The 22,833-nt window shown below is 70.2% G+C and carries 22 protein-coding genes; 8 read left to right on the top strand and 14 right to left on the bottom strand.

Annotated features, from left to right (window positions below):
• Window positions 1-2: 2 nt before the first annotated feature.
• From BFF78_RS29230 to BFF78_RS29220, 3 genes are read right to left on the bottom strand one after another with little or no spacing between them, the layout of a single operon-like run.
• Window positions 3-815, bottom strand: coding sequence for an HAD family hydrolase (locus tag BFF78_RS29230; protein ID WP_069781136.1), 813 nt, complete (start codon window positions 813-815; stop codon window positions 3-5).
• Window positions 815-3,253 (bottom strand): phosphoribosyltransferase, encoded by a 2,439-nt coding sequence (locus tag BFF78_RS29225; RefSeq protein ID WP_069781135.1) that lies wholly within the window; start codon window positions 3,251-3,253, stop codon window positions 815-817. Before BFF78_RS29225 ends, BFF78_RS29230 begins: the two co-directional genes overlap by 1 nt.
• The gene (locus tag BFF78_RS29220) at window positions 3,250-4,419 is read right to left on the bottom strand and encodes an HpcH/HpaI aldolase/citrate lyase family protein (protein ID WP_069781134.1); all 1,170 of its coding nucleotides are present in this window, start codon (window positions 4,417-4,419) and stop codon (window positions 3,250-3,252) included. The genes BFF78_RS29225 and BFF78_RS29220 overlap by 4 nt, the downstream gene beginning before the upstream one ends.
• A 183-nt stretch (window positions 4,420-4,602) precedes the next feature.
• Between BFF78_RS29220 and BFF78_RS29215 the strand changes: the two genes are divergently transcribed.
• Window positions 4,603-5,325 carry a TerD family protein gene (locus BFF78_RS29215; protein WP_069781133.1) on the top strand — a complete coding sequence of 241 codons (723 nt, stop codon included), beginning with the start codon at window positions 4,603-4,605 and terminating at the stop codon, window positions 5,323-5,325.
• A gap of 17 nt (window positions 5,326-5,342) precedes the next feature.
• Here the strand turns inward: BFF78_RS29215 and BFF78_RS29210 are convergent, their stop codons facing one another.
• The 6 genes from BFF78_RS29210 to BFF78_RS29185 form a co-directional block, all read right to left on the bottom strand.
• Window positions 5,343-6,080, bottom strand: a complete 738-nt coding sequence (locus BFF78_RS29210; RefSeq protein ID WP_069781132.1) for a TerD family protein — start codon at window positions 6,078-6,080, stop codon at window positions 5,343-5,345.
• Between the two features lie 87 nt (window positions 6,081-6,167).
• Window positions 6,168-7,307, bottom strand: a complete 1,140-nt coding sequence (locus BFF78_RS29205; RefSeq protein WP_069781131.1) for a DUF475 domain-containing protein — start codon at window positions 7,305-7,307, stop codon at window positions 6,168-6,170.
• A gap of 155 nt (window positions 7,308-7,462) precedes the next feature.
• Window positions 7,463-8,041 (bottom strand): TerD family protein, encoded by a 579-nt coding sequence (locus tag BFF78_RS29200; RefSeq protein ID WP_069781130.1) that lies wholly within the window; start codon window positions 8,039-8,041, stop codon window positions 7,463-7,465.
• 100 nt (window positions 8,042-8,141) lie between these two features.
• Window positions 8,142-8,717 (bottom strand): TerD family protein, encoded by a 576-nt coding sequence (locus BFF78_RS29195; protein ID WP_023551098.1) that lies wholly within the window; start codon window positions 8,715-8,717, stop codon window positions 8,142-8,144.
• 138 nt (window positions 8,718-8,855) lie between these two features.
• The gene (locus tag BFF78_RS29190; protein WP_069781129.1) at window positions 8,856-9,314 is read right to left on the bottom strand and encodes a peroxiredoxin; all 459 of its coding nucleotides are present in this window, start codon (window positions 9,312-9,314) and stop codon (window positions 8,856-8,858) included.
• A gap of 129 nt (window positions 9,315-9,443) precedes the next feature.
• Complete coding sequence (locus BFF78_RS29185; protein WP_069781128.1) at window positions 9,444-9,881, bottom strand: DUF3052 domain-containing protein; 438 nt, start codon at window positions 9,879-9,881, stop codon at window positions 9,444-9,446.
• Between the two features lie 404 nt (window positions 9,882-10,285).
• Between BFF78_RS29185 and aceE the strand changes: the two genes are divergently transcribed.
• Window positions 10,286-13,033, top strand: a complete 2,748-nt coding sequence (gene aceE / locus BFF78_RS29180) for a pyruvate dehydrogenase (acetyl-transferring), homodimeric type (protein WP_069781127.1) — start codon at window positions 10,286-10,288, stop codon at window positions 13,031-13,033.
• Window positions 13,034-13,160: 127 nt separating this feature from the next.
• On the top strand, window positions 13,161-13,904 hold the full coding sequence (locus tag BFF78_RS29175; RefSeq protein WP_069781126.1) for a potassium channel family protein: 744 nt from the start codon (window positions 13,161-13,163) through the stop codon (window positions 13,902-13,904).
• 105 nt (window positions 13,905-14,009) lie between these two features.
• Here the strand turns inward: BFF78_RS29175 and BFF78_RS29170 are convergent, their stop codons facing one another.
• Entirely contained in the window at window positions 14,010-14,315 is a 306-nt protein-coding gene (locus BFF78_RS29170; RefSeq protein ID WP_069783881.1) for a small hydrophobic protein, read from the bottom strand.
• Window positions 14,316-14,556: 241 nt separating this feature from the next.
• The gene (locus BFF78_RS29165; RefSeq protein ID WP_069781125.1) at window positions 14,557-16,176 is read right to left on the bottom strand and encodes an MFS transporter; all 1,620 of its coding nucleotides are present in this window, start codon (window positions 16,174-16,176) and stop codon (window positions 14,557-14,559) included.
• A gap of 66 nt (window positions 16,177-16,242) precedes the next feature.
• Between BFF78_RS29165 and BFF78_RS29160 the strand changes: the two genes are divergently transcribed.
• The 3 genes from BFF78_RS29160 (at window position 16,243) to BFF78_RS29150 (ending at window position 19,100) form a co-directional block, all read left to right on the top strand.
• Complete coding sequence (locus tag BFF78_RS29160) at window positions 16,243-16,878, top strand: TetR/AcrR family transcriptional regulator (RefSeq protein ID WP_069781124.1); 636 nt, start codon at window positions 16,243-16,245, stop codon at window positions 16,876-16,878.
• An 83-nt stretch (window positions 16,879-16,961) separates the two neighbouring features.
• Window positions 16,962-18,179, top strand: a complete 1,218-nt coding sequence (locus BFF78_RS29155; RefSeq protein WP_069781123.1) for an alpha/beta hydrolase — start codon at window positions 16,962-16,964, stop codon at window positions 18,177-18,179.
• Between the two features lie 66 nt (window positions 18,180-18,245).
• Complete coding sequence (locus BFF78_RS29150) at window positions 18,246-19,100, top strand: DUF4429 domain-containing protein (protein ID WP_069781122.1); 855 nt, start codon at window positions 18,246-18,248, stop codon at window positions 19,098-19,100.
• Between the two features lies 1 nt (window position 19,101).
• Here BFF78_RS29150 and BFF78_RS29145 read toward each other — a convergent pair whose 3' ends face one another.
• Both BFF78_RS29145 and BFF78_RS29140 read right to left on the bottom strand, forming a co-directional pair.
• Window positions 19,102-20,118, bottom strand: a complete 1,017-nt coding sequence (locus tag BFF78_RS29145; protein ID WP_069781121.1) for an aldo/keto reductase — start codon at window positions 20,116-20,118, stop codon at window positions 19,102-19,104.
• Complete coding sequence (locus BFF78_RS29140) at window positions 20,115-20,579, bottom strand: MerR family transcriptional regulator (protein ID WP_069781120.1); 465 nt, start codon at window positions 20,577-20,579, stop codon at window positions 20,115-20,117. Before BFF78_RS29140 ends, BFF78_RS29145 begins: the two co-directional genes overlap by 4 nt.
• A gap of 111 nt (window positions 20,580-20,690) precedes the next feature.
• On the opposite strand from BFF78_RS29140, the gene BFF78_RS29135 reads away from it, so the two are divergent.
• A complete protein-coding gene (locus BFF78_RS29135; RefSeq protein ID WP_069781119.1) occupies window positions 20,691-21,167 on the top strand; it encodes a GNAT family N-acetyltransferase in 477 nt (158 codons plus the stop codon).
• An 18-nt stretch (window positions 21,168-21,185) separates the two neighbouring features.
• Complete coding sequence (locus tag BFF78_RS29130; protein ID WP_069781118.1) at window positions 21,186-22,016, top strand: serine hydrolase domain-containing protein; 831 nt, start codon at window positions 21,186-21,188, stop codon at window positions 22,014-22,016.
• Window positions 22,017-22,120: 104 nt separating this feature from the next.
• Here the strand turns inward: BFF78_RS29130 and BFF78_RS29125 are convergent, their stop codons facing one another.
• Window positions 22,121-22,774, bottom strand: a complete 654-nt coding sequence (locus tag BFF78_RS29125; RefSeq protein ID WP_099054953.1) for a pirin family protein — start codon at window positions 22,772-22,774, stop codon at window positions 22,121-22,123.
• Between the last annotated feature and the right edge of the window lie 59 nt (window positions 22,775-22,833).

Raw genomic sequence — 22,833 nt, 5'->3', positions numbered from 1 at the left:
CGTCAGGCCGTTTGCCGTACCGCCCGCAGAAACTCGCGGACGATGCGCTCCCCCGCCAGCACCCCCCGCTCCGGCAGCGCCGCGATCTCCGGCGCGGTCCAGCCCGCGTCGGCCAGCTCTCCGTGCCCCGGGCGCCAGCCCCGGTCTGCGGCCAGCAGGAGGTCGGCGTCCAGCAGGGAGTCCCCGGCGGACAGCGTCAGCTGCGCGCCGGTGCGGCGGGCGATCTCGCGTACCGCCGCGCTCTTGGTGAGCGGCTGGGGGACGGCGTAGATCTTGCGGCCCTGGAGGGAGACGGTCCAGCCCCGGTTCTCCGCCCAGACCGCCAGCTCCTTCACCCAGTCCTCGGGCAGCAGCTCACGCTCGACGACGAGGTAGGCGAACAGGTCCTCGGCGATGCGGTGCTTGCGCACCCAGGCGGGGCCGGCCGAGCGCAGCAGATGCTCGCTGACCTCGGCCAGCGGCGCGCACTCGGCGGCGAGCCGGGCCTGCACGCCCGCGTGCCAGTCGGCGTCGGTGACCCCGTCGACCAGCAGATGGCCACCGTTTGCGCAGATCGCGTACTTCGGGGGCGGGCCGGGCAGGTTGATCCGCTGGTACTGCTTGCGCGTCCGGGTCGTCGTCGGCACGAAGAGGGCCGTGTCGCCGAGGTCGGTCAGCAGCCGGGCCGCCGTCTCCGTCATATAGGAGAGCGGCTTGCTCTCGTGGACCTCGACGCACAGCAGCCGAGGGGCCCGCGCGTCCGGCATGGTCAGCGCGAGGGCCGCCGAGGAGTAGATCAGCGTACGGTCGAGGTCGCTCGCCACCAGCACCGGCATCAGACGTTCACCGCCTTGCCGTCGGCGCCCGTGGCGCCGCGCGTGTACCGGGGGTGGATCAACCCGACGCAGGTGTACGGCAGGTCGCCCACCTCCTCGACGGGGACGCCCCTTTGCCCGGCGAGCAGGCGGACGTGGTCGAGGTCGGCTCCGGCCCCTTCGCGGGCCAGGATCTTCCAGGGCACCCGGCGCAGCAGCACCCGGGTGGTCTCGCCGACGCCGGGCTTGACGAGGTTGACGTCGTGGATGCCGTACTCCTCGCTGATCCGCTCCACCGCCCGCCAGCCGGCCCAGGTCGGGGTGCGGTCCTGTGCCATCAGCTCCTTGACCGCCGTGTCCACGGTGTCGGTGACCTCGGGGAAGCGGGCGGAGACGGCGTCGAGGAAGGCCACGGAGACGTCGGCGCCGGCCAGTTCGCGGTAGAACTTCGCGCCGTGGAAGTCGTCCGGGCCGACCAGGTCCGCGCGCAGGACCGTGCGTGAAATCAGGCCGGAGACCGTGGAGTTGAGGCAGGCCGAGGGTATGAGGAAGTCTTCCCGGGTGCCGTAGGTGCGCACGCAGGAGCCCGGGTCGGCGAGTACGGCGATCTCCGGGCCGAAGCCGGTGATGCCCTCCTTCTCCTCGAACTCCTCGATGGCCTGGGCGAGTTCGCGGGTGATGGCGCCCTTGCCGGTCCAGCCGTCGACGAACACGACGTCCTGCGGGTCGTGGTGGGCGGCGAGCCAGCGCAGCGAGGCCGCGTCGATGCCCCGGCCGCGCACGATCGACACGGCGTAGTGCGGCAGGTCGAGGCCGTGCCGGTACCGCGCCCAGCGGCGCATGAGAATGCCGACCGGGGTGCCCGCGCGGGCCAGGGACACCAGCACGGGGCGCGGCGACCGTTCGGCGATGACCGCCTCGGTCACGACACCGACGGCCTGCGCGATCCGGGCCGCCGAGGCATCGAGCGCCGAGTGGAACAGCTCCTGGTACTGCTCGCTCGGCTGGTACTCCACCGGCAGCGACTCGGCGTAGTGCGCGCCGCCGCTCTGGATGGCCTCCTCCCGCTCCTCGGTCGGCGCCTCCAGCGTGACCTCGGAGAGGTCCTGGAGCAGCCAGCCGACCTCGTCGGGCGCGTACGAGGAGAATGCGGGGCCACGGAGGGGCTCGGGCAGCATGGCCGGCCTTTCGGAAACGTGCGGTGCGTACGACGGGACGACCGCGAGCAGGACGTGCGGGGTGTGCGCGGCGAGGCGGGCCAGCAGGCCGTCGGGCGCGTGCAGAGCGGGGGTGTCGGCGACGGAGTCGACGACGGCCACGACGGCGTCGAAACCGGCGCCCGCGACGTTGTAGGCGTACCTCTCGCCGGGGCCGTCGGCCGGGTCGTCGTGCGCGGGGAAGACCAGCCGGGTGCGGATCGCATACCCGGGGTCGTCCAGCGCGAGGACGGGCGACCGGGTGGTGGTCGAGAACCGCACCTCCAGGTCCGTGACCTGCTCCAGCTCACGGGCGAGGCGGAGCGGGGCGTACATCAGCTCCTCGAAGCCGAGGACGAGGACGCGGCGGGCGCCGGGCGGCAGGGCGTCGCGTATTCGGGCGGCCATGGCGGGCAGCGCGGCTTCGAGGCGGGTGCGGTGGGCGGGGGTGAAGCCGTGCCGGCCGCCGTCGGGGAGGCGGGCGGGCCAGTGGAGCTCCACCCGGGTGACACGGCCGTACGACGGCTCGGGCGAGCCGTGCCGCCGGTCGTGCTCGGCGACCAGCCGCTGCCCCTTGTCCAGCACCCCCTCCGGCAGCCGTACGGTCCCCGAGGCAGCGGCGATCAGTTCCACCCGGGCGCCGATCTCGGTGGCGAACCGATCCATCCGGTCGGCGTCCTCGGGCGAGCGCATGTCGACCAGGGCGACCACCACGTAACGCTTGCGCGGATAGCGTTCGTGCAGCTCACGGATGGTGTTCAGGACCGTGTTCCCGGTGGAGAACTCGTCGTCGACCAGGATCAGCGGACCATCTGCGGCCAGCAGACCGGGATCCTCGGGGAGCAGCAGATGGGAGGTGGCGTGCGAGTGGCTCTCCTCGAAGCCGCCCGCACGGGCCACCCCGGCCACGGGCCGGCGGGTGGAGTGCAGATACGGCGCCGCACCGAGCCCGTCGGCGACCGCGTGCCCCAGCCCGGTCGCCGTCTCCGCGTAACCCAGGACCACGGCACCGGCGGCCTCGGCCTCGCCCAGCAGTTCACGGACGCGTCGGCCCAGGCGGTGGCCGTGCCCGTACACCACCGCCGGCGACTGCGGCACATGCTTGCCGAGGACGTTGGACACCAGCAGATGGGCCCGCTTGGGGTTGCGGCGCAGGGCGAGGCCGAGCAGGGCCGGCAGGCCGTCGTCTCCCACGAGTTCGACCCCGAGCCGCTCGGCGACCCAGCTGCCGGACCAGACCCCGTCGTTCACCGCGTTGTTCATGCGTTCCTTATTCCGGCAGCGAGCAGGTCCACGAAGCCGACGTCCTCATGGGCCACACCGAAGGCCTCGGCGCGCAGCAGGGTCCGCTCGGCCCAGGCGCGGTGCGGCTTCACCTCGTTCATCTTGTTCGTGTAGGCCGACCGCAGTACACCCCCGCCGCCGCGTTCCGGCCGCAGGATGTCCTGGGCGTCGCTGTACTCCTCGTGGCTGACCACGGACAGCGCGTGCACGGGCAGCACATGGGAGGGGTGGATGCAGGTCTTGCCGAGCAGGCCGTTGGCCTGGTCGAGGGAGATCTCCCGCAGCAGTCCGTCCATGGCGTGCTCGATCAGCTTCTCGCGCAGCTCGACGGCCTGCACCTCCAGGAAGGGGCTCTGCCTCAGCTGCGGCTTGAACATGCGCTCGGCGACCCGGAAGTACTCCCACACCGGCCCGGTCACGGTGAATCCGGTGCCGTCGGCCCGGCCCAGCATGTTCACGACGTCGGCGATCACGGAGGCGACGACCTGGACGTCGTAGGCGGTCATGTCGGGGGCGCGGCGCAGGCCGTAGGAGGAGCAGAAGTCGGTCACGCCGAGGCGCAGGGCCAGCACCCGGTCCCGGTACTTGTCGACCGCGCGGAGGATGCCTTCCAGGGTGTCCACGCGGGACTCGCGGTAGAGCAGCTCCGGGGACTCCAGGACGGGCATCGCGAACAGCCGGCGCCCGCTGCCGGCCTCGGCGGCCGTCAGGGCCTCCAGGAAGGGGATGCCGCGCTCCTCGGTGAACTTGGGCAGCACGAACCCGGACAGCAGCCGCGCGGACGGGCCGAGGCGCCGTACGAGGTCGGGGATCTGCTCGGGGGCGCGCACCCGGACGAAGAGCAGCGGTGGCTCGGCTCCGGGCCGGGCGGCCAGTTCCGCGAACTGCCGGACGAGGTTCTCCTCGCCGGCCACGACGTCCGCGTCGTCGATCGAGTCCTCCAGGCACAGCACCATCGAGACCACGCCGTTCCCGGCCTGCTTGACGATGTCGTCGGCGAGCCGCGGCCGGGTGGCCGGGCTGTACAGGGTGGCGCCGAGGGCAGCGGCGAGCAGCCGGGCCGGGGAGTCCGTGGTGAACACGCACGGCTCCCGGTGGAAGAGGCGCTGCCGCACCTCGGGGGCGAGGTGCCCGAAATGACGCATACGACTCCTTCAGGGCGCGGCCCGAGTCTCAGGATTCGGTAAAGGGTGGCCGGTAATAGTACGTACGGATCCATGTCAGGGGTTCCCTGCGGGCATGAATTTCCGGTAACTCGCCCGTGTCGGCGGCGCTCTGGGACACCACCCGCATTGTCGTGACCAGGACCGAGAAGGCAGGATGACCGCATGACGCACACGATGCTGAAGGGGTCGAACGTCCCGCTGGAGGCCACCACGGTCCGCGCCGTGCTGCGCTGGGCCCCCGGGCAGGGGGTTCCGGACGTGGACGCCTCGGCGCTGCTGCTGGGCCCCGACGGCCGTGTGCGCTCCGACGAGGACTTCGTCTTCTACAACCAGCCCCGGCACCCGTCCGGAAAGGTGTGGCGGCTGGGCAAGAAGCGCGTCGCCGAGGGGCTGACCGACACGATCCAGTCGGATCTGCCCGGCGTCGAGCCGGAGGTCGGCCGCATCCTGCTGGTCGCGTCCGCGGACGGGGTCACCTTCGACCGGGTGCCGGCGCTGTGCGTCCTGCTGTACGACGCGGCGGTGGCCGACGGCGAGCCGCTGGCCCGGTTCGAGATCAAACCGGAGACGGGTGCGGAGACGGCACTGATCTGCGGGGAGCTGTACCGGCGCGGGGAGGGCTGGAAGTTCCGCGCGCTGGGCGAGGGCTACGCGAACGGACTGAAGGGGCTCGCGACGGACTTCGGCATCTCGGTGGACGAGTCGGACGAGGTGCCCCCGGTGGTTCCGCAGCAGCCTCCGGCCTACGGTTATCCGCAGCCGACGTCGGCTCCGCCGGCGTACGGCTACCCTCAGCCCGCGCCGGTAGTGATGCCGGTGGCCGTGGGGCCGGTGGATCCGGACTTCCGGCTGCCTCCGCAGGGGCCGCAGTTCATCGGGCGGTGAGTGCGCCTACCGGCTCATCAGCGGTCGACCTTCGACTTGTAGCCGCGGCCCCACTGCAGTCCCCACCCGTAGAGCCGGTCCAGTTCCCCCTGGAAGCCGTACACGAACTTCACCTCGCGACGGACGACCAGCTCGCCCTTGACGTTGTCGATCATGACGACCGCGCAGGAGCGGGCCTGGGGATGGCGCTCGTCGAGGCCTATCTCGATGCGGGGGCCGTTGCTGGGGTAGAGCGTGACGATGGCGTGGGTGCGGTCGAAGGCCGGGGTCTGGTCGTAGATGTAGACGAAGACAAGCAGGCGTTTGATGGCGTCGCGGTGGTCGAGGTTGATGTACATCGTCTCGCCGGACGCCGAGCCGAACCGGTCGTCGCCGCTGAGCTTGATGTACGGCGGTGCGTTGACGTCGCCGAGGTAGCCGCCCAGCGGCTGGACGACCCCCTTCGTGCCGTCGGTCAGTTCGTAGAGGCAGCCCAGGTCGAGGTCGACGTTGACCATGCTCTGGCCGTGACCGAGCACCTCCGGCGGCCTGAGGGCCTTGAAGGGGTGCCGGAAGAGGCTGGTGCGCTTGCCGGCCTCGAAGTCGGAGGTGCGCATCCGCCAGGTGAGATTGATGCGCAGATGGCCGGTGGCCGCGCCCTGCTTGGTGAGGGACACCGTCTGGTGCCGCCTGCTGAGTTCTATGGAGTTGGTCGCGGCGCTGCCCGAGTCGAAGTCGGCGACGCTGGCGCCGCGCAGCCCGTCGAAGAAACCCATTCCCGCCCCCTGTAGTCCCATGAACACCGTCGGGGCGGCCGACCGCGTCGGCCGCCCCGCTCAGAGCGTTCCTCACCGCGCGGGGTGTCACACCCCGGAGGAGACCTCGGCCTTCTCGTCGGTGCCCTCGCCCTCGTCCGCCAGCGCGCGGTTGCGGCGGACGGAGGACCAGAAGGACCAGGCGATCAGGATGACGCCGACGAGACCGGTGATGACCTCGTTGATCTCGTACTGGATGGTGACCATGAGGATCACGGCCAGGGCGCCGATCGCGTAGTGGGCGCCGTGCTCCAGGAAGACGTAGTCGTCGAGGGTGCCCTGGCGGACCAGGTAGACCGTGAGGGACCGGACGTACATCGCGCCGATGCCGAGGCCGAGGGCCATCATCACGATGTCGTTGGTGATGGCGAAGGCGCCGATCACGCCGTCGAAGGAGAAGGACGCGTCCAGGACCTCCAGGTAGAGGAACATGAAGAACGCGGCCTGGCCGGCCAGCAGCACCGCGGGCTTCTTCCTGCCGGTGCGGGCGGCCTCTTCCTCCTCCTCGTGCTCGCGTTCCTCCTCTTCCTCCAGCCGGTCCTCGAAGTAGCCGGACAGACCGCCGACGATCATGTACGTGATCAGGCCGGCGATACCGGCGATCAGGACCGTCTGGGCCTTGTCGGCGTGGGCGCCGCCGTGCTGGTGGGCCTGGGTGGCGAAGGTGAAGGAGGTGATCAGCAGGACGATCAGCGAGATGCAGACCGCCAGCATGTCGACCTTGCCGAGCTTGGCCAGGGGCCGCTCGATCCAGCGCAGCCACTGGATGTCCCGGTCCTCGAAGATGAAGTCCAGGAAGATCATCAGCAGGAACATTCCGCCGAAGGCGGCGATCGCCGGGTGGGCGTCGGTGACCAGCTGCTGGTAGCGGTCCTTGTCGGTGAGGGCCAGGTGGACCGCGTCGTAGGGGTTGAGCTTGGCGGTGATGGCCACGATGACGACCGGGAACACCAGCCGCATGCCGAAGACCGCGATGAGGACGCCGACCGTGAGGAAGATCTTCTGCCAGAAGGCGTTCATCTTCTTCAGGATCCCGGCGTTGACCACCGCGTTGTCGAACGACAGCGAGATCTCGAGGACGGCGAGGATCGCCACGACGCCGAAGGCCTCCCACCCCCCGTAGAAGACCGCGGCGACCAGGCCGAGCGCGGTGATCGCGAACGACCAGCCGAAGGTTTTCAGAAGCACTGGCTACCCAATCATGTGTGTACGGGGCTCCCCCGCGCCGTACTCGGCTTTGCTAAACGTTGACCACGAGTGTAGAGGGGCGCCCGGTCGGCCGTACCGTCCAGGGCAACCCTCACCGAAAAGCCACAGCACGGGCCCGGAGGGGAGGCGCTCGGCTACGAGACGTTCACCCCGAAGTCGAGGGCGATGCCGCGCAGGCCCGAGGCGTACCCCTGGCCGACCGCCCGGAACTTCCATTCGCCCTGGTAGCGGTAGAGCTCGCCGAAGATCATGGCGGTCTCGGTGGAGGCGTCCTCGCTGAGGTCGTAGCGGGCCAGTTCCTGGCCGTCGGCCTGGTTCACGACCCGGATGAAGGCGTTGGAAACCTGGCCGAAAGTCTGGCCGCGCTCGTCCGCCAGGTGGATCGAGACCGGGAAGACGACCTTCTCGCAGTGGGCGGGAACCTTGCTGAGGTCCACCAGGATCGATTCGTCGTCGCCCTCGCCCTCACCGGTGAGGTTGTCACCGGTGTGCTCGACCGAGCCGTCGGGGCTCTTGAGCTGGTTGTAGAAGACGAACCACTCGTCGCCCAGCACGCGGTTGCCGGCGCCGCACAGCAGGGCGCTGGCGTCCAGGTCGAAGGGGGCGCCGGTGGTGGAACGCGCGTCCCAGCCGAGCCCGATCATGACGTTCGTGAGGTTCGGTGCGGCTTTGGAGAGGGAGACGTTGCCTCCCTTGGCGAGCGTGACGCCCATGGTGCTGGTCCTCCCCTAGTGGTGCTTCCCTGGTTGTCCTGCGCGTCCGGCGCCGCCCGTAAACGGTGCGGCGCCGGACTGAATGCGGGGCTGTCGTACGTCAGACGTTGACGCCGAAGTCCTGGGCGATGCCGCGCAGCCCGGAGGCGTAGCCCTGGCCGATGGCGCGGAACTTCCACTCCGCCCCGTGCCGGTACAGCTCGCCGAAGACCATGGCGGTCTCGGTCGAGGCGTCCTCGCTCAGGTCGTAGCGGGCGATCTCCTGGCCGCCGGCCTGGTTCACGACCCGGATGTAGGCGTTGCGGACCTGGCCGAAGGACTGCTGGCGGTTCTCGGCGTCGTAGATCGACACCGGGAAGACGATCTTCTCGATGTCGGCCGGGACACCGGCGAGGTTGACCTTGATCACCTCGTCGTCGCCCTCGCCCTCACCGGTGAGGTTGTCACCGGTGTGCTCGACCGAGCCCTCGGGGCTCTTGAGGTTGTTGAAGAAGACGAAGTGCTGGTCGCTGGCGACCTTGCCGGAGTTGTTCAGCAGCAGCGCGCTGGCGTCGAGGTCGAAGTCACTGCCCGTCGTGGTGCGGGCGTCCCAGCCCAGACCGACGAGGACCGCGGTCAGGCCCGGGGCCTCCTTCGTCAGCGATACGTTGCCGCCCTTGCTGAGGCTGACTCCCACGAGTCCTCCATGTGATGTCCAGGGGCGGGGAGCCCCGTCGTGCTTCGGATATGGGATCAACGTGCCGATCCTAGTGACGGGTTCCCGCCCCCCGCAGACCCCGGACTCGAAGAATCACAGGTGTCGGCCACGGTCGGCCTACAGGGTGTCGAGCGCCTTCACGTAGTCGTTCAGGTCGCGCGCGTCCGGCAGGCCGTTGATCACGGTCCACCGCACCACGCCTTCCTTGTCGACGACGAAGGTGCCCCGGACGGCACATCCCTTGTCCTCGTCGAAGACGCCGTACGCGCGCGAGACGTTGCCGTGCGGCCAGAAGTCGCTGAGCAGCGGGTATTCCAGGCCCTCCTGCTCGGCGAAGACGCGCAGGGTGTGGATGGAGTCGTTGGAGACGGCGAGCACCTGGGTCTCGCGGTCCGCGAACTTCGGCAGGTTGTCGCGCAGCTCGCACAGCTCACCGGTGCACACACCGGTGAAGGCGAAGGGGTAGAAGAGCAGGACCACGTTCTTCTCGCCGCGGAAGTCCGAGAGCTTCACGGTCTTGCCGTGGTTGTCCTTGAGCTCGAAGTCGGGCGCCTTGTCGCCGACCTGGATCGCCATCGTCGTGCATCCCTTCGGTGGGCTGTTCGGGTGAGCGCGGCAAGCGCTCGGTTCCACCCTACGCAGCGATCACCGGGGCCTTCCGGACGGGCCGGGGCGAAATCCAGCCCGTCCGGTGGTGACCTCAGGTCACTTCTTGGGCTTGGTCGCCTTCGGGGTCGCCAGTCGCGACCCGCTCCAGTCCTTGCCCACACTGACGCTCTTGGCGGCCGTCAGACCGGCCGTCTTCGCGGCGTCCTGGATGTCGCTCGGCTCCACATACCCCGCACGGCCGGTCTTCGGCGTGAGGAGGAGGATCGCGCCGCCCTCTTCGATGTACGTGGTGCCATCCACCAGCGCATCCGTCAGGTCGCCGTCGTCGTCACGGAACCACAGCACAACGGCGTCGGCCACGTCGTCGTAGTCCTCGTCCATGAGGTCGCCTTCAATGGCCTCCTCGATGGCCTCGCGGAACTCCTGATCGACGTCGTCGTCGTAGCCGATCTCCTGGACCACCTGCCCGGGCTGGAACCCCAGCCTGGCGGCAGGGTTCGTCCGCTCCTCCGCGTGGTCCGCGGTCGCGCTCACGGGTTGCCTCCTGATCATGTTTTGGTGAGTATCTCAGCCACGCGCGTGCGCGAAGCATTGGCCGTAGTCCACACGGGCGGGACGGATCGCGCAAGTACCCGGCCCTCGGGACCGCCGAAACGGTGACGATCCGGGCCGTGTCGTCGCAACTTCTGGCACCGTACCCCGATTCCGAGCGAGCCACATCACACCGATGTGCCCGGTTTGCACCCTTCGGAATCATCCGGCGATCCGCCCCCCGAACAAGTTTGCCAAGCATGTCATACCCCGGGCGTATCGTTGCGTTTTGACCGGTGCAGGCGCCCTGGAGGCGACAAGGAGATGACGTACGCCGTCCCGAGGTACACGATGGGGAACGGTGTAGGCAGGTGCAGTAACTGGCCCTCTGACAGGTAAGGAACAGCGTGGCTTCCGGATCCGATCGCAACCCGATCATCATTGGCGGCCTTCCGAGTCAGGTTCCTGACTTCGATCCCGAGGAAACCCAGGAGTGGCTCGACTCCCTGGACGCCGCCGTGGACGAGCGCGGCCGGGAGAGGGCCCGCTACCTCATGCTCCGGCTGATCGAGCGGGCCCGCGAGCGGCGCGTGGCCGTACCCGAGATGCGCAGCACGGACTACGTCAACACGATCCCCACCAAGAGTGAGCCGTTCTTCCCGGGCAACGAGGAGATCGAGCGCAAGATCCTGAACGCGACCCGCTGGAACGCGGCCGTGATGGTCTCGCGCGCCCAGCGCCCCGGCATCGGCGTCGGCGGCCACATCGCCACCTTCGCCTCCTCGGCCTCGCTGTACGACGTCGGCTTCAACCACTTCTTCCGCGGCAAGGACCAGGGCGACGGCGGCGACCAGGTCTTCTTCCAGGGCCACGCCTCCCCGGGCATCTACGCCCGGGCGTACCTGCTCGACCGGCTCACCGCGGACCAGCTCGACGGCTTCCGCCAGGAGAAGTCGAAGCACCCCAACGGCCTGTCCAGCTACCCGCACCCGCGCTCGATGCCGGACTTCTGGGAGTTCCCGACCGTCTCCATGGGCCTCGGCCCGCTCGGCGCGATCTACCAGGCGCGGATGAACCGCTACATGCAGGCGCGCGGCATCGCCGACACCTCCAGGTCGCATGTGTGGGCGTTCCTCGGCGACGGCGAGATGGACGAGCCGGAGTCGCTCGGCCAGCTGTCCATCGCGGCCCGGGAGGGCCTGGACAACCTGACCTTCGTCGTCAACTGCAACCTGCAGCGGCTGGACGGCCCGGTGCGCGGCAACGGCAAGATCATCCAGGAGCTGGAGTCGATCTTCCGGGGCGCCGGCTGGAACGTGATCAAGCTGATCTGGGACCGCACCTGGGACCCGCTGCTCGCGCAGGACCGGGACGGCATCCTCGTCAACAAGATGAACACGACCCCGGACGGCCAGTTCCAGACGTACGCCACGGAGTCGGGCGCCTACATCCGGGAGCACTTCTTCGGCGACGACCACCGGCTGCGCGCGATGGTCGAGAACATGACCGACGACCAGATCCTGCACCTGGGCCGCGGCGGTCACGACCACCGCAAGATCTACGCGGCGTTCAAGGCGGCCCAGGAGCACAAGGGCCAGCCGACGGTCATCCTGGCCAAGACGATCAAGGGCTGGACGCTGGGCCCCAACTTCGAGGGCCGCAACGCCACGCACCAGATGAAGAAGCTGACGGTCGACGACCTCAAGCGCTTCCGGGACCGGCTGCACCTGCCGATCTCCGACAAGGAGCTGGAGTCCGGCCCGCCGCCGTACTACCACCCGGGCCGCGACACGGACGAGATCCAGTACATGCACGACATGCGCAAGCAGTGCGGCGGGTACGTCCCGACGCGCGTCGTGCGTTCCAAGCCGCTCGCGCTGCCCGACGACACGACGTACGCGACGGTGAAGAAGGGGACGGGCCAGCAGTCCATCGCCACGACCATGGCGTTCGTCCGGCTCCTCAAGGACCTCATGCGGGACAAGGAGATCGGCAAGCGGTTCGTGCTGATCGCGCCGGACGAGTACCGCACGTTCGGCATGGACTCCTTCTTCCCGAGCGCGAAGATCTACAACCCGCTGGGCCAGCAGTACGAGTCGGTGGACCGCGAGCTGCTGCTCGCCTACAAGGAGTCGCCGACCGGCCAGATGCTGCACGACGGCATCTCCGAGGCGGGCTGCACGGCGTCCCTGATCGCGGCGGGCTCGGCCTACGCCACGCACGGTGAGCCGCTGATCCCGGTCTACGTCTTCTACTCGATGTTCGGTTTCCAGCGCACCGGCGACCAGTTCTGGCAGATGGCCGACCAGCTGGCGCGCGGATTCGTACTGGGTGCGACCGCCGGCCGTACGACCCTGACCGGTGAGGGCCTGCAGCACGCGGACGGCCACTCGCAGCTGCTCGCCTCGACCAACCCGGCGTGCGTGGCCTACGACCCGGCGTACGCCTACGAGATCGCGCACATCGTCCAGGACGGCCTGCGCCGCATGTACGGCGCCGACGCGGACCACCCGCACGGCGAGGACGTCTTCTACTACCTGACCGTCTACAACGAGCCCATCCAGCACCCGGCCGAGCCGGCGAACGTGGACGTCGAGGGCATCCTCAAGGGCGTCCACAAGCTGAGCGAGGGGACGGACGGCTCGATCCCGGCGCAGATCATGGCGTCGGGCGTGGCGGTCCCGTGGGCACTGGAGGCCCAGCGGATCCTCGCCGCGGACTGGAACGTGCGCGCCGACGTCTGGTCGGCCACCTCCTGGAACGAGCTGCGCCGCGAGGCGGTGGAGTGCGAGGAACACAACCTGCTCCACCCGGAGGAGGAGCAGCGGGTGCCGTTCGTGACCCGCAAGCTCAGCGGCGCCGAGGGGCCGTTCGTGGCCGTGTCCGACTGGATGCGCTCGGTTCCGGACCAGATCGCGCGGTGGGTGCCGGGCACGTACCAGTCGCTGGGCGCGGACGGCTTCGGCTTCGCCGACACGCGGGGTGCGGCGCGCCGGTTCTTCCACATCGACGCGCAGTCGATCGCCGTCGCGGTGCTGACCGAGCTGGCACGCGAGGGCAAGGTCGACCGGTCGGTGCTGAAGCAGGCCATCGACCGGTACCAGCTGCTGGATGTGTCGGCGGCGCATCCGGGGGCGGCCGGCGGCGACGCGTAGCCGCTGCGCTGGGCTTTGACCGGGCGGCACCTGGGGAGAGCCTGCTGGTTCGTCGCCGGGTGCGGGCGTGCGGGGGGCTGGTCGCGCAGTTCCCCGCGCCCCTTTGGGGCGCGTTTACCATGCCGACATGAACGATCGGTCGGCGCGGGCGCGTTGGGAACGGCATACCCAGCGGCCGTTGCTGGCGCTGGCTGTGGCGTTCGGCGTCGCCTATGCCGTGCCGATCGTGGACAACCCCGCGAGCCGGTCCCTGGCGGTGGCCTGCACCGCCACGGAGTGGGTGGTGTGGGCCGCGTTCGCGGTGGACTACCTGATGAGGCTGGCGCTCACCCCGCGGCGCCGGGACTTCGTCCGCACGCACTGGATAGACCTGTGCGCGGTGGTGCTGCCGCTGCTGCAGCCACTGCGGTTGCTGCGCATGGTGTCGACGCTGCTGCTGGTGGGGCGGCGGGCGCGGATGGCCTCGCAGATCCGGCTCACGACGTATGTCGCCGGGTCGGTGATCGGGCTGCTGATGTTCGGGTCGCTGGCGGTGCTGTCCGTGGAGCGGGACTCGCCGAAGGGGAACATCCGGACGCTGGGTGACGCGGTGTGGTGGTCGTTCACGACGATGACGACCGTGGGGTACGGGGATCATGCGCCGACGACCGGGCTCGGGCGGATGATCGCGGTCGGGCTGATGCTGTCCGGGATCGCATTGCTCGGTGTCGTGACCGCGAACATCGCGGCGTGGTTCATCTCGCGGTTCGAGAAGGACGACGTGGAGGAGCGGCGGCAGACGCAGGCCATCGCCGATCTGGCCGAGGAGGTACGGCTGTTGCGGGCGGAGGTGGCTCGGCTGACGGACGAGCGTCACAAGCAGCGGAGCTGACAAGTGCGGGCCGGCTGCGGCCCGCCCGGGGGCACACCCGCCCGCGGCTGTGCAAGCGCCGGCAAGGCGCGTGGGCCCCCGAGCCCGACGGCGCGGAACCGCCGGCTAAAGGAGCCCGTGGCTCCACGTGGCCGCGCCCGCCAGGGCGATGATGGCGAGCAACGTGTCTATCGCGCCCAGGACCAACGCCACCAGCGCCGGGATGTTGCGGTCGCCTGCCCACTTGCGGCCCATGGACTGCCAGCCACAGAACATCGCTACCGGGCCGAGGACGATGCCGAGTGCGAAGAAGCCGGCCACGGCACAGATCGTGCCGATGATGCCGAGCGTCGCACGGTCCGGCCCGGTCCGTTGCCACGTCCGGCCACGTGACCGGGGGTACCCGCGCGTTCCGTGCCCGAAGCCTGTCATCATCAACTCCCTGAGGTTCATGAACAGTTCGGCTTCGCAGTGCGGGTACCCCGGCTCCGGCCGGGCAGACCTGCGCGCGCTGCCCCCCTCCAGCAGCGCGCGCCCGCGGCCCGGCCGTCCTCCTATGCGCTGCGGAGGACTTGACCCACTGTGACCTGCGGCGCGCGCCCTGGGCGAGCGATCTTTAGCGGAGTCACCCTGATAGGGGAAATCCGCCCGGAAAACTCCCGAGCAGAGGCGCTCAGATGTGGCCCACGCCCGCGCCCGCCTCGGCGTTCGCGCCCCGCTTGGTGAACAGCGCGACCAGGACGGCGACCGCCGCCACGCCCGCCGCGACCAGGGAGGCGAGGCTCATGCCGGAGATGAAGGTGTGATGCGCGACCTCGGTGATCTCCGCGGCGATCTGCTCCGACACTCCCTTCGGCACCGGGGCGACACCGACCTGCACCGCCTCGGAGGTCTTGTCCAGCTGACCCGGGGTCCACTGCGGCAGCCCGGCACCCGTCCAGTTGCCCGGCAGATCGCTGTCGACCTTGGAAGCCATCACGGCGCCCAGCACGGCCGTGCCGAGGCTGCCGCCGATCTGCATGGCCGCCTGCTGGAGGCCGCCCGCCACACCGGACAGTTCCATCGGGGCGTTGCCGACGATGACCTCCGTCGCGCCGACCATGACCGGCGCGAGGCCGAGGCCGAGCAGCGCGAACCAGATGGACATCACCGCGCCGCCGGTGTCGGCCTCGAGCGTCGACATGCCGTACATCGCGACCGCGGTCGCGGCCATGCCGCCGGCCAGCGGGATGCGCGGGCCGAGCCTGGTGATCGCGGCACCGGCGAGCGGCGAGCCGACGATCATCATGCCGGTCAGCGGCAGCAGGTGCAGGCCGGCGCTGACGGGCTTCATGCCGTGGACGTTCTGGAGGTAGAACGTCACGAAGAACAGGCCGCCCATGAACGCGATGGCCATCAGCACCATCAGGACCACGCCCGCCGAGAGCGGTACGGAACGGAACAGGCCCAGTGGGATCAGCGGCTCCCCGACCCTCGTCTCCCAGAAGGAGAAGGCGGCGAAGAGGACGACGGACGCGGCTATGAAGAGCCACGTCCTGCCGTCGCCCCAGCCCCATGCGGGGGCCTTGATCAGGGCCCAGACCAGGCAGAACATCGCGCCGGACAGCAGCGCGACACCGAGGACGTCGAAGGAGCGCGGGGCGTTCTCGGCGCGGTGGTCGAGCAGGATCAGCGCGCCGAGGACCAGGGCGAGCGCGCCGACCGGCACGTTGATGAAGAACACCGACTGCCAGTTGACGTGCTCGACGAGGACACCGCCGAGGATCGGGCCGCCCGCCGTGGACGCGCCGATCACCATGCCCCAGATGCCGATGGCCATGTTGAGCTTCTCGGCCGGGAAGGTGGCCCGCAGCAGGCCGAGCGCGGCCGGCATCAGCAGCGCGCCGAACAGGCCCTGGAAGACGCGGAAGGTGACGACCGCGGCGATGCTGTGGGACAGCCCGATGGCACCGGAGGCGGCGGCGAAGCCGGACACGCCGATGAGGAAGGTCTGCCGGTGGCCGAAGCGGTCGCCGAGCTTGCCCGCGGTGATCAGGCAGACCGCGAGGGCGAGGAAGTAGCCGTTGGTGATCCACTGCACGTCGGCGAAGGTCGCGTGCAGATGGTCCCGGATGGCCGGGTTGGCGATGGCCACGATGGTGCCGTCGAGGGCCACCATCATGACGCCCACGGCGACGGTGATCAGGGTGAGCCAGGGATGGCCGCGCAGCCCCGCGGCCACAGACGAGGCGAGCGGGGCATCCGGCGCCGCGTCCCCCGGCCCCGCCGCGTCGATGGTGGTCTGACCAGTCATGCGTTCGAGACTAGTGACAGCCTCTGACAATTGACAAACGATTTCATCCGTCAGTAACTGACACCCATGGAAACACTGCGCGAACGCAAGAAACAGCGCACCCGGAAAGCGCTGCTCCGGGCCGCTCTGGAGCTGTTCACCACCCAGGGCTACGAGCACACCACCGTCGACGAGATCGCCGAGGCCGTCGACGTCTCGCAGCGCACCTTCTTCCGCTACTTCGCCGGCAAGGAGGACGCGGCCTTCGCGGTCCAGGAGATGACGGAGGCGCGCTTCGTCGACGCCGTACGGGCGCGGCCGGCGCACGAGGCGCCGCTTCAGGCCCTGCGGCAGGCGGTCCTGGAGGGCTGGGACGGGATCCGCGGAACCGTCGAGTCGACCGTCCCGGTCGAGCTGTACCTGCGCATGTACCGGACGATCGAGTCGACCCCCGCGCTGCTCGCCGCGCATCTGCGCCGCTCGGCGGCGACGGAGGAGACGATCGCGCGCCTGCTGGCCGAGCGCGAGGGCGTCGACGTGGACGCCGACCCGCGACCGCGGCTGGCCGTGGCGATGTTCGGCGGGGTGATAAGGGTCACGGAGCGGCAGTGGTGCACGGGCGACGACTTCAGCCTGGAGGCGATCCGTCAACTCACCGCGTCCTACCTCGATCAGGTGGGTTCGGCACTCACCGGGAACTGGCGCGAAACGGGAAATCGTTGACGGGCCATTCGGCATCTGACGAAACGTGATCCCTATCACTCGGTTACCCCGAGACCCTCCCGTTCTCCTAGTGTGTCCTCCCAGTGACTTCCTTCGACACCTCCCCGCAACTGAACGTCTGGCGCGCACTGCTGGCGCTGGCCGTCGTGTTCGTGATGCTCGCGACCACCGGCTGGACCGCCCTGCGCAGTCACCGGGAGTCGACCGCACTGCAGGCCTCGCTCGCCCAGTGGGAGCACGGCAGCGTCCACGGCCTCCGCCTGCCGGACCCCGAGGCCGCACCGACCCTGCTCGGCCGTTTCTTCGCCTCCCTCTCCCCCGAGGACCAGGCCCGCCTCGCCCAGCGCTACCCGCTCGCGGTCGGGAACATGAACGGTGCCCCCGTCGCCTTGCGCTACGAGGCCAACCACATCGCGCTGGACCAGCAGCGCAGGGTCGAGAAGAAGCGCATGCACGACGGCCGGCTCAGCGCGGCAGGACAGCAGGACGCGGGCCGTCGTATGCACCGCTACGAGTCCCTGCTGACCCCCGGCCGCCAGATCCTGGCCTTCGACCCCGAGGGCTCGGGCCGCATCGCCGAGGTGTTCGGGAACCTGAACAAGGCGCAGCGGATCTCCGTCGTCGTCCCCGGCGTCGACACCGATCTGCTCACCTTCCAGAAGACCTACCGCCAGTACAGCGCCCCGGTCGGCATGGCCGAGGCGCTGTACGCGGCGGAGCGCGCACAGCGCCCCGCGACCCGTACGGCCGTGATCGCCTGGGCCGACTACACCGCCCCCGACGGACTCGGCGTGGACGCGGCCACCGGGCTGCGCGCCGCAGAGGGCTCCCTGCGGCTGAACGCCCTGGTGGGCGGCCTGCCCGGCCGCGCCCCCGTGGCGATGATCTGCCACAGCTACGGCTCCGTGGTCTGCGGCGTCGCCGCGCACGCCATGCCCCGCCGGGTGACCGACATAGCGGTGGCCGCGAGCCCCGGCATGCGGGTCTCCAGCGCCGCCCACCTGGACACGAGGGCCCGGGTGTGGGCCATGCGGGACGCCACCGACTGGATCCAGGACGTGCCGTATCTGGAGGTCGGCGGGCTCGGGCACGGCGCCGATCCGGTGTCCTCGGACTTCGGCGCGCGGGTGCTGTCCGCCCGGGACGCGCAGGGCCACGCCGGCTATTTCCAGCCGGGCACGGACAGCCTGCGCAATCTCGCGGCCGTGGGCGTAGGGGCGTACGACGCGGTGACGTGCGCGCGCGAGAACGACGCGTGCCGGGCCGGTGTGCCCGGCACGACGACGGCCGGACGCGCGTAGAAACAGCAGGAAGTGCGGTCTGCGCGGGTGGCGACGGAGGAGCACGTGCCGCATACGATGAGCCGCATGGGTGACGTACTGGCGGGGTTTCATGCCGTCTGGGAGTTCGAGTCCGACTCCGTGCTCATCCGTTACGAACGGGGGATTCGGACACCGAAGCTGTTCCAGGCGCTTGGGGAACGGCGGATTCCGCTGTCCGCGGTCGAGGGCGTGACGCTCTCCCCGGGCAGGCGTGGCACCGTGGTCCTGCGGCTGCTGCCGCGCGCCGGCGCCGATCCGCTGCTGGAGGCGGCGGACGGGCAACTGAAGGAAGGCTCCGATCCGTACCGGCTGGTGCTGCCGGCCGAGCGGCAGACGCTCGCGGAGTACTACGCCGACGAGCTGAAGTCGCTGCTGACCGAGGCCGGATCCGGGCCTGCCGACCGGTTTCTGGTGCCGGCGCCCGAGGCGCCGCTGTCGTTCAAGGCCTACGACGGGAAGGCGAGCTTCGACGGCAGGGCCGTGCAGTTCCGCTGGTCGTGGACGGGCGCCTCGTCGGCCAAGTGGAAGGCCGGCGACCAGCGCCTGGCCGTCGCCGATCTGAGCGGGGTGGAGTGGCGGTCGCCGGAGGTGTTCCAGGGGCACCTCAGACTGCTGCGGCGCGCGGACGATTCGGCGGCTGCCGTGCAGCCCGACCAGGATCCCGCGGCGGTGGTGTTCGGCCTTGGATACGGGCCGGTGCACGAGTCGCTGCCGTTCGCCGCGGCCGTGCTGGCGGCCGTACGCACAAGGGGGCCGGTACCAGTGGTACCGGCCCCGTCGCGCCGCGACCCCGCCGACATCGCCGAACGCATCCGCCATCTCGGGGAGTTGCATCAGGCCGGGCTGGTCACCGACGAGGAGTTCTCCTCCAAGAAGGCGGAGTTGCTGGCGCAGCTGTGAGCTATTCGCGTCCCGCGGAAGCGAACCTCATGTCCGCGTAGCGGTCTCCCGCCACCTTCTGCGCGATCGGCTCCAGCCGGGCCAGTTCGTCCTCGGTCAGGACGATGGCCGCGGCACCCACGTTCTCCTCGACCCGGTTCGGCTTGCGGGTGCCCGGGATCGGGACGACCGTGAGGCCGTCGAGCGTGGCCCGCTGCTGCACCCAGGCCAGGGCGATCTGGCCGAGGGTGGCGTCGTGGGCCTCGGCGATGGTGCGGACCGGCTCCAGGAGGGCGGCGTTGGCGGCCGCGTTGGCGCCGTTGAAGCGGGGCTGGTGGCGGCGGAAGTCGTCGGCCGAGAGCTCCTGTTCGGCGTTGGTGAAGGAGCCGGTGAGGAAACCGCGGCCGAGCGGCGAGTACGGCACCAGGCCGACACCCAGGTCACGCGCGGCCGGGACGACCTTCGCCTCGATGTCCCGGCTGAACAGGGACCACTCCGACTGCACGGCCGTGATCGGGTGCACGGCGTGCGCGGCGCGCAGCTCGTCGGCGGTGACCTCGCTCAGCCCGAGGTGCTTGACCTTGCCCTCGCGGACCAGCTCCGCCATCGCGCCGACGGTCTCCTCGATGGGGACGTTCACATCGCGGCGGTGCATGTAGTACAGGTCGATCACATCGACGTCGAGCCGCTTCAGGCTGGCCTCGACGGCCTCGCGAATGTACGGCGCGTCGTTGCGGATGATCCGCTTGGTCGGGTCGTCCTTCGGGATCGACAGGGCGAACTTGGTGGCGATGACCACCTCGTCCCGGTGCGCCTTGAAGAACGGGGACAGGAAGCGCTCGTTGTCCCCGTCGCCGTAGGCGTCCGCCGTGTCGTACAGCGTCACGCCCAGCTCCAGCGCCCGCTCCAGCGCGGCGCGCGCCTGGCCGGCGTCCGTGGGGCCGTACGCGAAGCTCATGCCCATGCAGCCGAGGCCTTGTACGCCGACCTCCGGTCCGTCCTCGCCGAGCCGTACGGTCGCAATCCTGGCTTCGGTCATCGCGTGGTCCCCTCCATCGCGTAGAAACTGATCTTCCGGTCGAGTACGGCGAGCGTGTCCCGCAGTTCGGCGATCCTGTTCAGGACGTCCCGGCGGGTCGACTCCAGCAGGGCCTGCCGCTCCGCATAGGTGCTCTCGCCCTCCCGGACCAGCTCCGCGTACCGGACCATGTCGGCCACCGGCATGCCGGTCAGCCGCAGCTTGGTCACGAAGTCCAGCCAGTCCAGGTCGCGGTTGCTGTACCGCCGCTGGCCGGTGTGCGAGCGGTCGACGTGCGGCATCAGGCCGATCCGCTCGTACCAGCGCAGGGTGTGCGCGGTCAGCCCGGTGAACGCGACGACCTCGCTGATCGTGTAGCGGTCCTGGCCGTCGGGTCGCGGAGGGCGTCTGGGCGGGGCGGAGCAGATGTCGGCGGGGGCCGTACGTGCGGTGTCCGCTGGCGTGGTCTGCATCACCGTCATGACCTCCACGCTATGACCTTGGAGTGCACTCCAAGCAAGCGGATCCGGTAAGAAAGATCCGGTAAGAAATCCGCAGGACGCGGGCGGGGGCGGGTGGTTAGCGTGCGGCACATGAGTCTTGCACGCCGGGCCGGGCCCGAGGATGCCGATGAAGTGCTGCGCCTGCGGCAGGTCATGATCGACTCGTTGTGGAGCGGGGCAGGCGGCGGGCCGGCCGACTGGCATGCCGAGTCCCTGCCGACGCTGCGGGAGCACCTCGCCGAGCCGGACGGTGACTTCGCCGCCTTCGTCGTGGACCATCCGGACCGGCCGGGGGCGCTGGCCGCGCTGGTGGCCGGGACTCTGGAGTACCGGATCGGGAAGGCCGGCAATCCGCACGGGCGGGTCGGGCACGTCTTCAGTGTCGCGACCGACCCTGAGGCCCGGCGCCGTGGGTACGCGCGCGCGTGCATGGAGGAGCTGCTGGCCTGGTTCCGGGAGCGGGGTGCGGGACATGTGCTGCTGAACGCCTCCCCGGAGGCCGAGCCGCTGTACGCCTCCCTCGGCTTCACGCGCGATCCGGACCCGTCGATGCGGCTGCTGCTGTGAGCCGCATAGGCTCGGCCCATGTCGTTGAACAGCCTGACGAGCCTGGCCTCGGTCGAGAAGTGGCCCGTGCCCACCGCGGCGGCGGGTGTCGTACGCGCCGACGGTGCCGTCCTCGGGACGCACGGCCCTGCCGGGCACCGCTTTCCGCTCGCCTCGGTCACCAAGCCGCTGGCCGCGTATGCGGCGCTCGTCGCCTACGAGGAGGGCGCGATCGAGCTGGACGAACCGGCCGGGCCGCCCGGTTCGACCGTCCGCCACCTCCTCGCGCACACCTCCGGGCTGGCCTTCGACGAGCACCGGGTGACGGCGCCCGCCGGTGAGCGGCGTCTGTACTCCAACGCCGGGTTCGAGCAGCTCGGCGACCACATCGCCAAGGCCACGGACATCCCGTTCGCGGAGTATCTGCGGCAGGCGGTGCTGGAGCCGCTGGGGATGACGTCGACGACGCTTGCGGGCTCACCGGCGAAGGACGGCGTCTCCACCGTCTCGGACCTGCTGCGCTTCGCGGCGGAGGTGCAGGCGCCGCGGCTGCTGGATGCGCGGACGGTGGCGGAGGCGATGAGTGTGCAGTTCCCCGGGACGAAGGGGGTACTGCCGGGGTACGGGCACCAGAGCCCGAACGACTGGGGGCTGGGCTTCGAGATCCGGAACGCCAAGTCCCCCCACTGGACGGGCGGTTCGTCCTCCCCGCGCACCTTCGGGCACTTCGGCCAGTCCGGTACGTTCCTGTGGATCGACCCCGATGCGGGTGTGGCGTGCGCCGCCCTGACGGACCGGGCGTTCGGGCCGTGGGCGATCGAGGCGTGGCCGGTGTTCACGGATGCGGTGCTCGGGGAACTGCGCGGCTGAGGCCGGCGGGGGCGGGGTGCCCTGAAGGGGCGCGGGGTCACATCGATATGCGGCTCCGCCGCGTGGGCGCGGCCGGCCCCGCCCGGCCGCGGACGAACGACGCCCTACCCGCTCATCTCCCACAGCAGCACTTCGGCCGGTGTGAGGGCCACCGTCTCCAGACCCACCGCCGCGGTGATCCGTGCCGCGTCCCCCGCGGCCAGTCGCTCCTCCCCCAGCCGGACGGCACCCCGCACCACGTGCACATACACGTACGCCCCGTCCGGCACCGCCGTCCGCTCCCCCGCCGCCAGTCGCCGTATGTGCAGCATGGCGCCCGCCTCGGCGACGGCGTACGGCGTGGAGTCGGCGATGCCGGGGACGATCTCGTACGACGGCTCCCCACCGGGGTCCCGCGGCGCCAGCCACATCTGGACGAAGGTGAGCGGCGACGGCCCGTCGTTGCGCTCCGCGTGCCGGACCCCCGCCGCCGAGCTGAGCCGCTGGACGTCGCCGGGGCGGACCTTCGTCTCGTGGCCGGTGGAGTCACAGTGGGTCAGCTCGCCCTCGACCACCCACGTGACGATCTCGGTGTGGCTGTGCGGGTGTTCACCGAACCCGGCGCCGGGCGCGAGCCGCTCCTCGTTGCAGGCGATGATCGCGCCGAAGCGGAGATTGCCGGGGTCGTAGTGCGGGCCGAAGGAGAAGGCGTGCCACGACTCGATCCCGGTCGCCGGGTCGCCCCCGGGGTAGCGCTCACCGGCGCGCCGTACGTCCATCACGGGAACCACCGTAGACCTCACCCGTGACCCGGCGGCACACGGTCCCGGCCCGATAA

This window comes from Streptomyces fodineus, assembly GCF_001735805.1.
GTDB lineage: Bacteria > Actinomycetota > Actinomycetes > Streptomycetales > Streptomycetaceae > Streptomyces > Streptomyces fodineus.
Note: the sequence above shows the minus strand (reverse complement) of the source record. Positions and strands in the feature narration are given on the sequence as shown.

Coding starts and splice junctions, on each gene's coding strand:
- BFF78_RS29230 (WP_069781136.1), bottom strand. CDS start 815: ATGCCGGTGCTGGTGGCGAGCGACCTCGACCGTACGCTGATCTACTCC.
- BFF78_RS29225 (WP_069781135.1), bottom strand. CDS start 3,253: ATGAACAACGCGGTGAACGACGGGGTCTGGTCCGGCAGCTGGGTCGCC.
- BFF78_RS29220 (WP_069781134.1), bottom strand. CDS start 4,419: ATGCGTCATTTCGGGCACCTCGCCCCCGAGGTGCGGCAGCGCCTCTTC.
- BFF78_RS29215 (WP_069781133.1), top strand. CDS start 4,603: ATGACGCACACGATGCTGAAGGGGTCGAACGTCCCGCTGGAGGCCACC.
- BFF78_RS29210 (WP_069781132.1), bottom strand. CDS start 6,080: ATGGGTTTCTTCGACGGGCTGCGCGGCGCCAGCGTCGCCGACTTCGAC.
- BFF78_RS29200 (WP_069781130.1), bottom strand. CDS start 8,041: ATGGGCGTCACGCTCGCCAAGGGAGGCAACGTCTCCCTCTCCAAAGCC.
- BFF78_RS29190 (WP_069781129.1), bottom strand. CDS start 9,314: ATGGCGATCCAGGTCGGCGACAAGGCGCCCGACTTCGAGCTCAAGGAC.
- BFF78_RS29175 (WP_069781126.1), top strand. CDS start 13,161: ATGAACGATCGGTCGGCGCGGGCGCGTTGGGAACGGCATACCCAGCGG.
- BFF78_RS29170 (WP_069783881.1), bottom strand. CDS start 14,315: ATGACAGGCTTCGGGCACGGAACGCGCGGGTACCCCCGGTCACGTGGC.
- BFF78_RS29165 (WP_069781125.1), bottom strand. CDS start 16,176: ATGACTGGTCAGACCACCATCGACGCGGCGGGGCCGGGGGACGCGGCG.
- BFF78_RS29160 (WP_069781124.1), top strand. CDS start 16,243: ATGGAAACACTGCGCGAACGCAAGAAACAGCGCACCCGGAAAGCGCTG.
- BFF78_RS29150 (WP_069781122.1), top strand. CDS start 18,246: ATGGGTGACGTACTGGCGGGGTTTCATGCCGTCTGGGAGTTCGAGTCC.
- BFF78_RS29145 (WP_069781121.1), bottom strand. CDS start 20,118: ATGACCGAAGCCAGGATTGCGACCGTACGGCTCGGCGAGGACGGACCG.
- BFF78_RS29140 (WP_069781120.1), bottom strand. CDS start 20,579: ATGACGGTGATGCAGACCACGCCAGCGGACACCGCACGTACGGCCCCC.
- BFF78_RS29135 (WP_069781119.1), top strand. CDS start 20,691: ATGAGTCTTGCACGCCGGGCCGGGCCCGAGGATGCCGATGAAGTGCTG.
- BFF78_RS29130 (WP_069781118.1), top strand. CDS start 21,186: ATGTCGTTGAACAGCCTGACGAGCCTGGCCTCGGTCGAGAAGTGGCCC.
- BFF78_RS29125 (WP_099054953.1), bottom strand. CDS start 22,774: ATGGACGTACGGCGCGCCGGTGAGCGCTACCCCGGGGGCGACCCGGCG.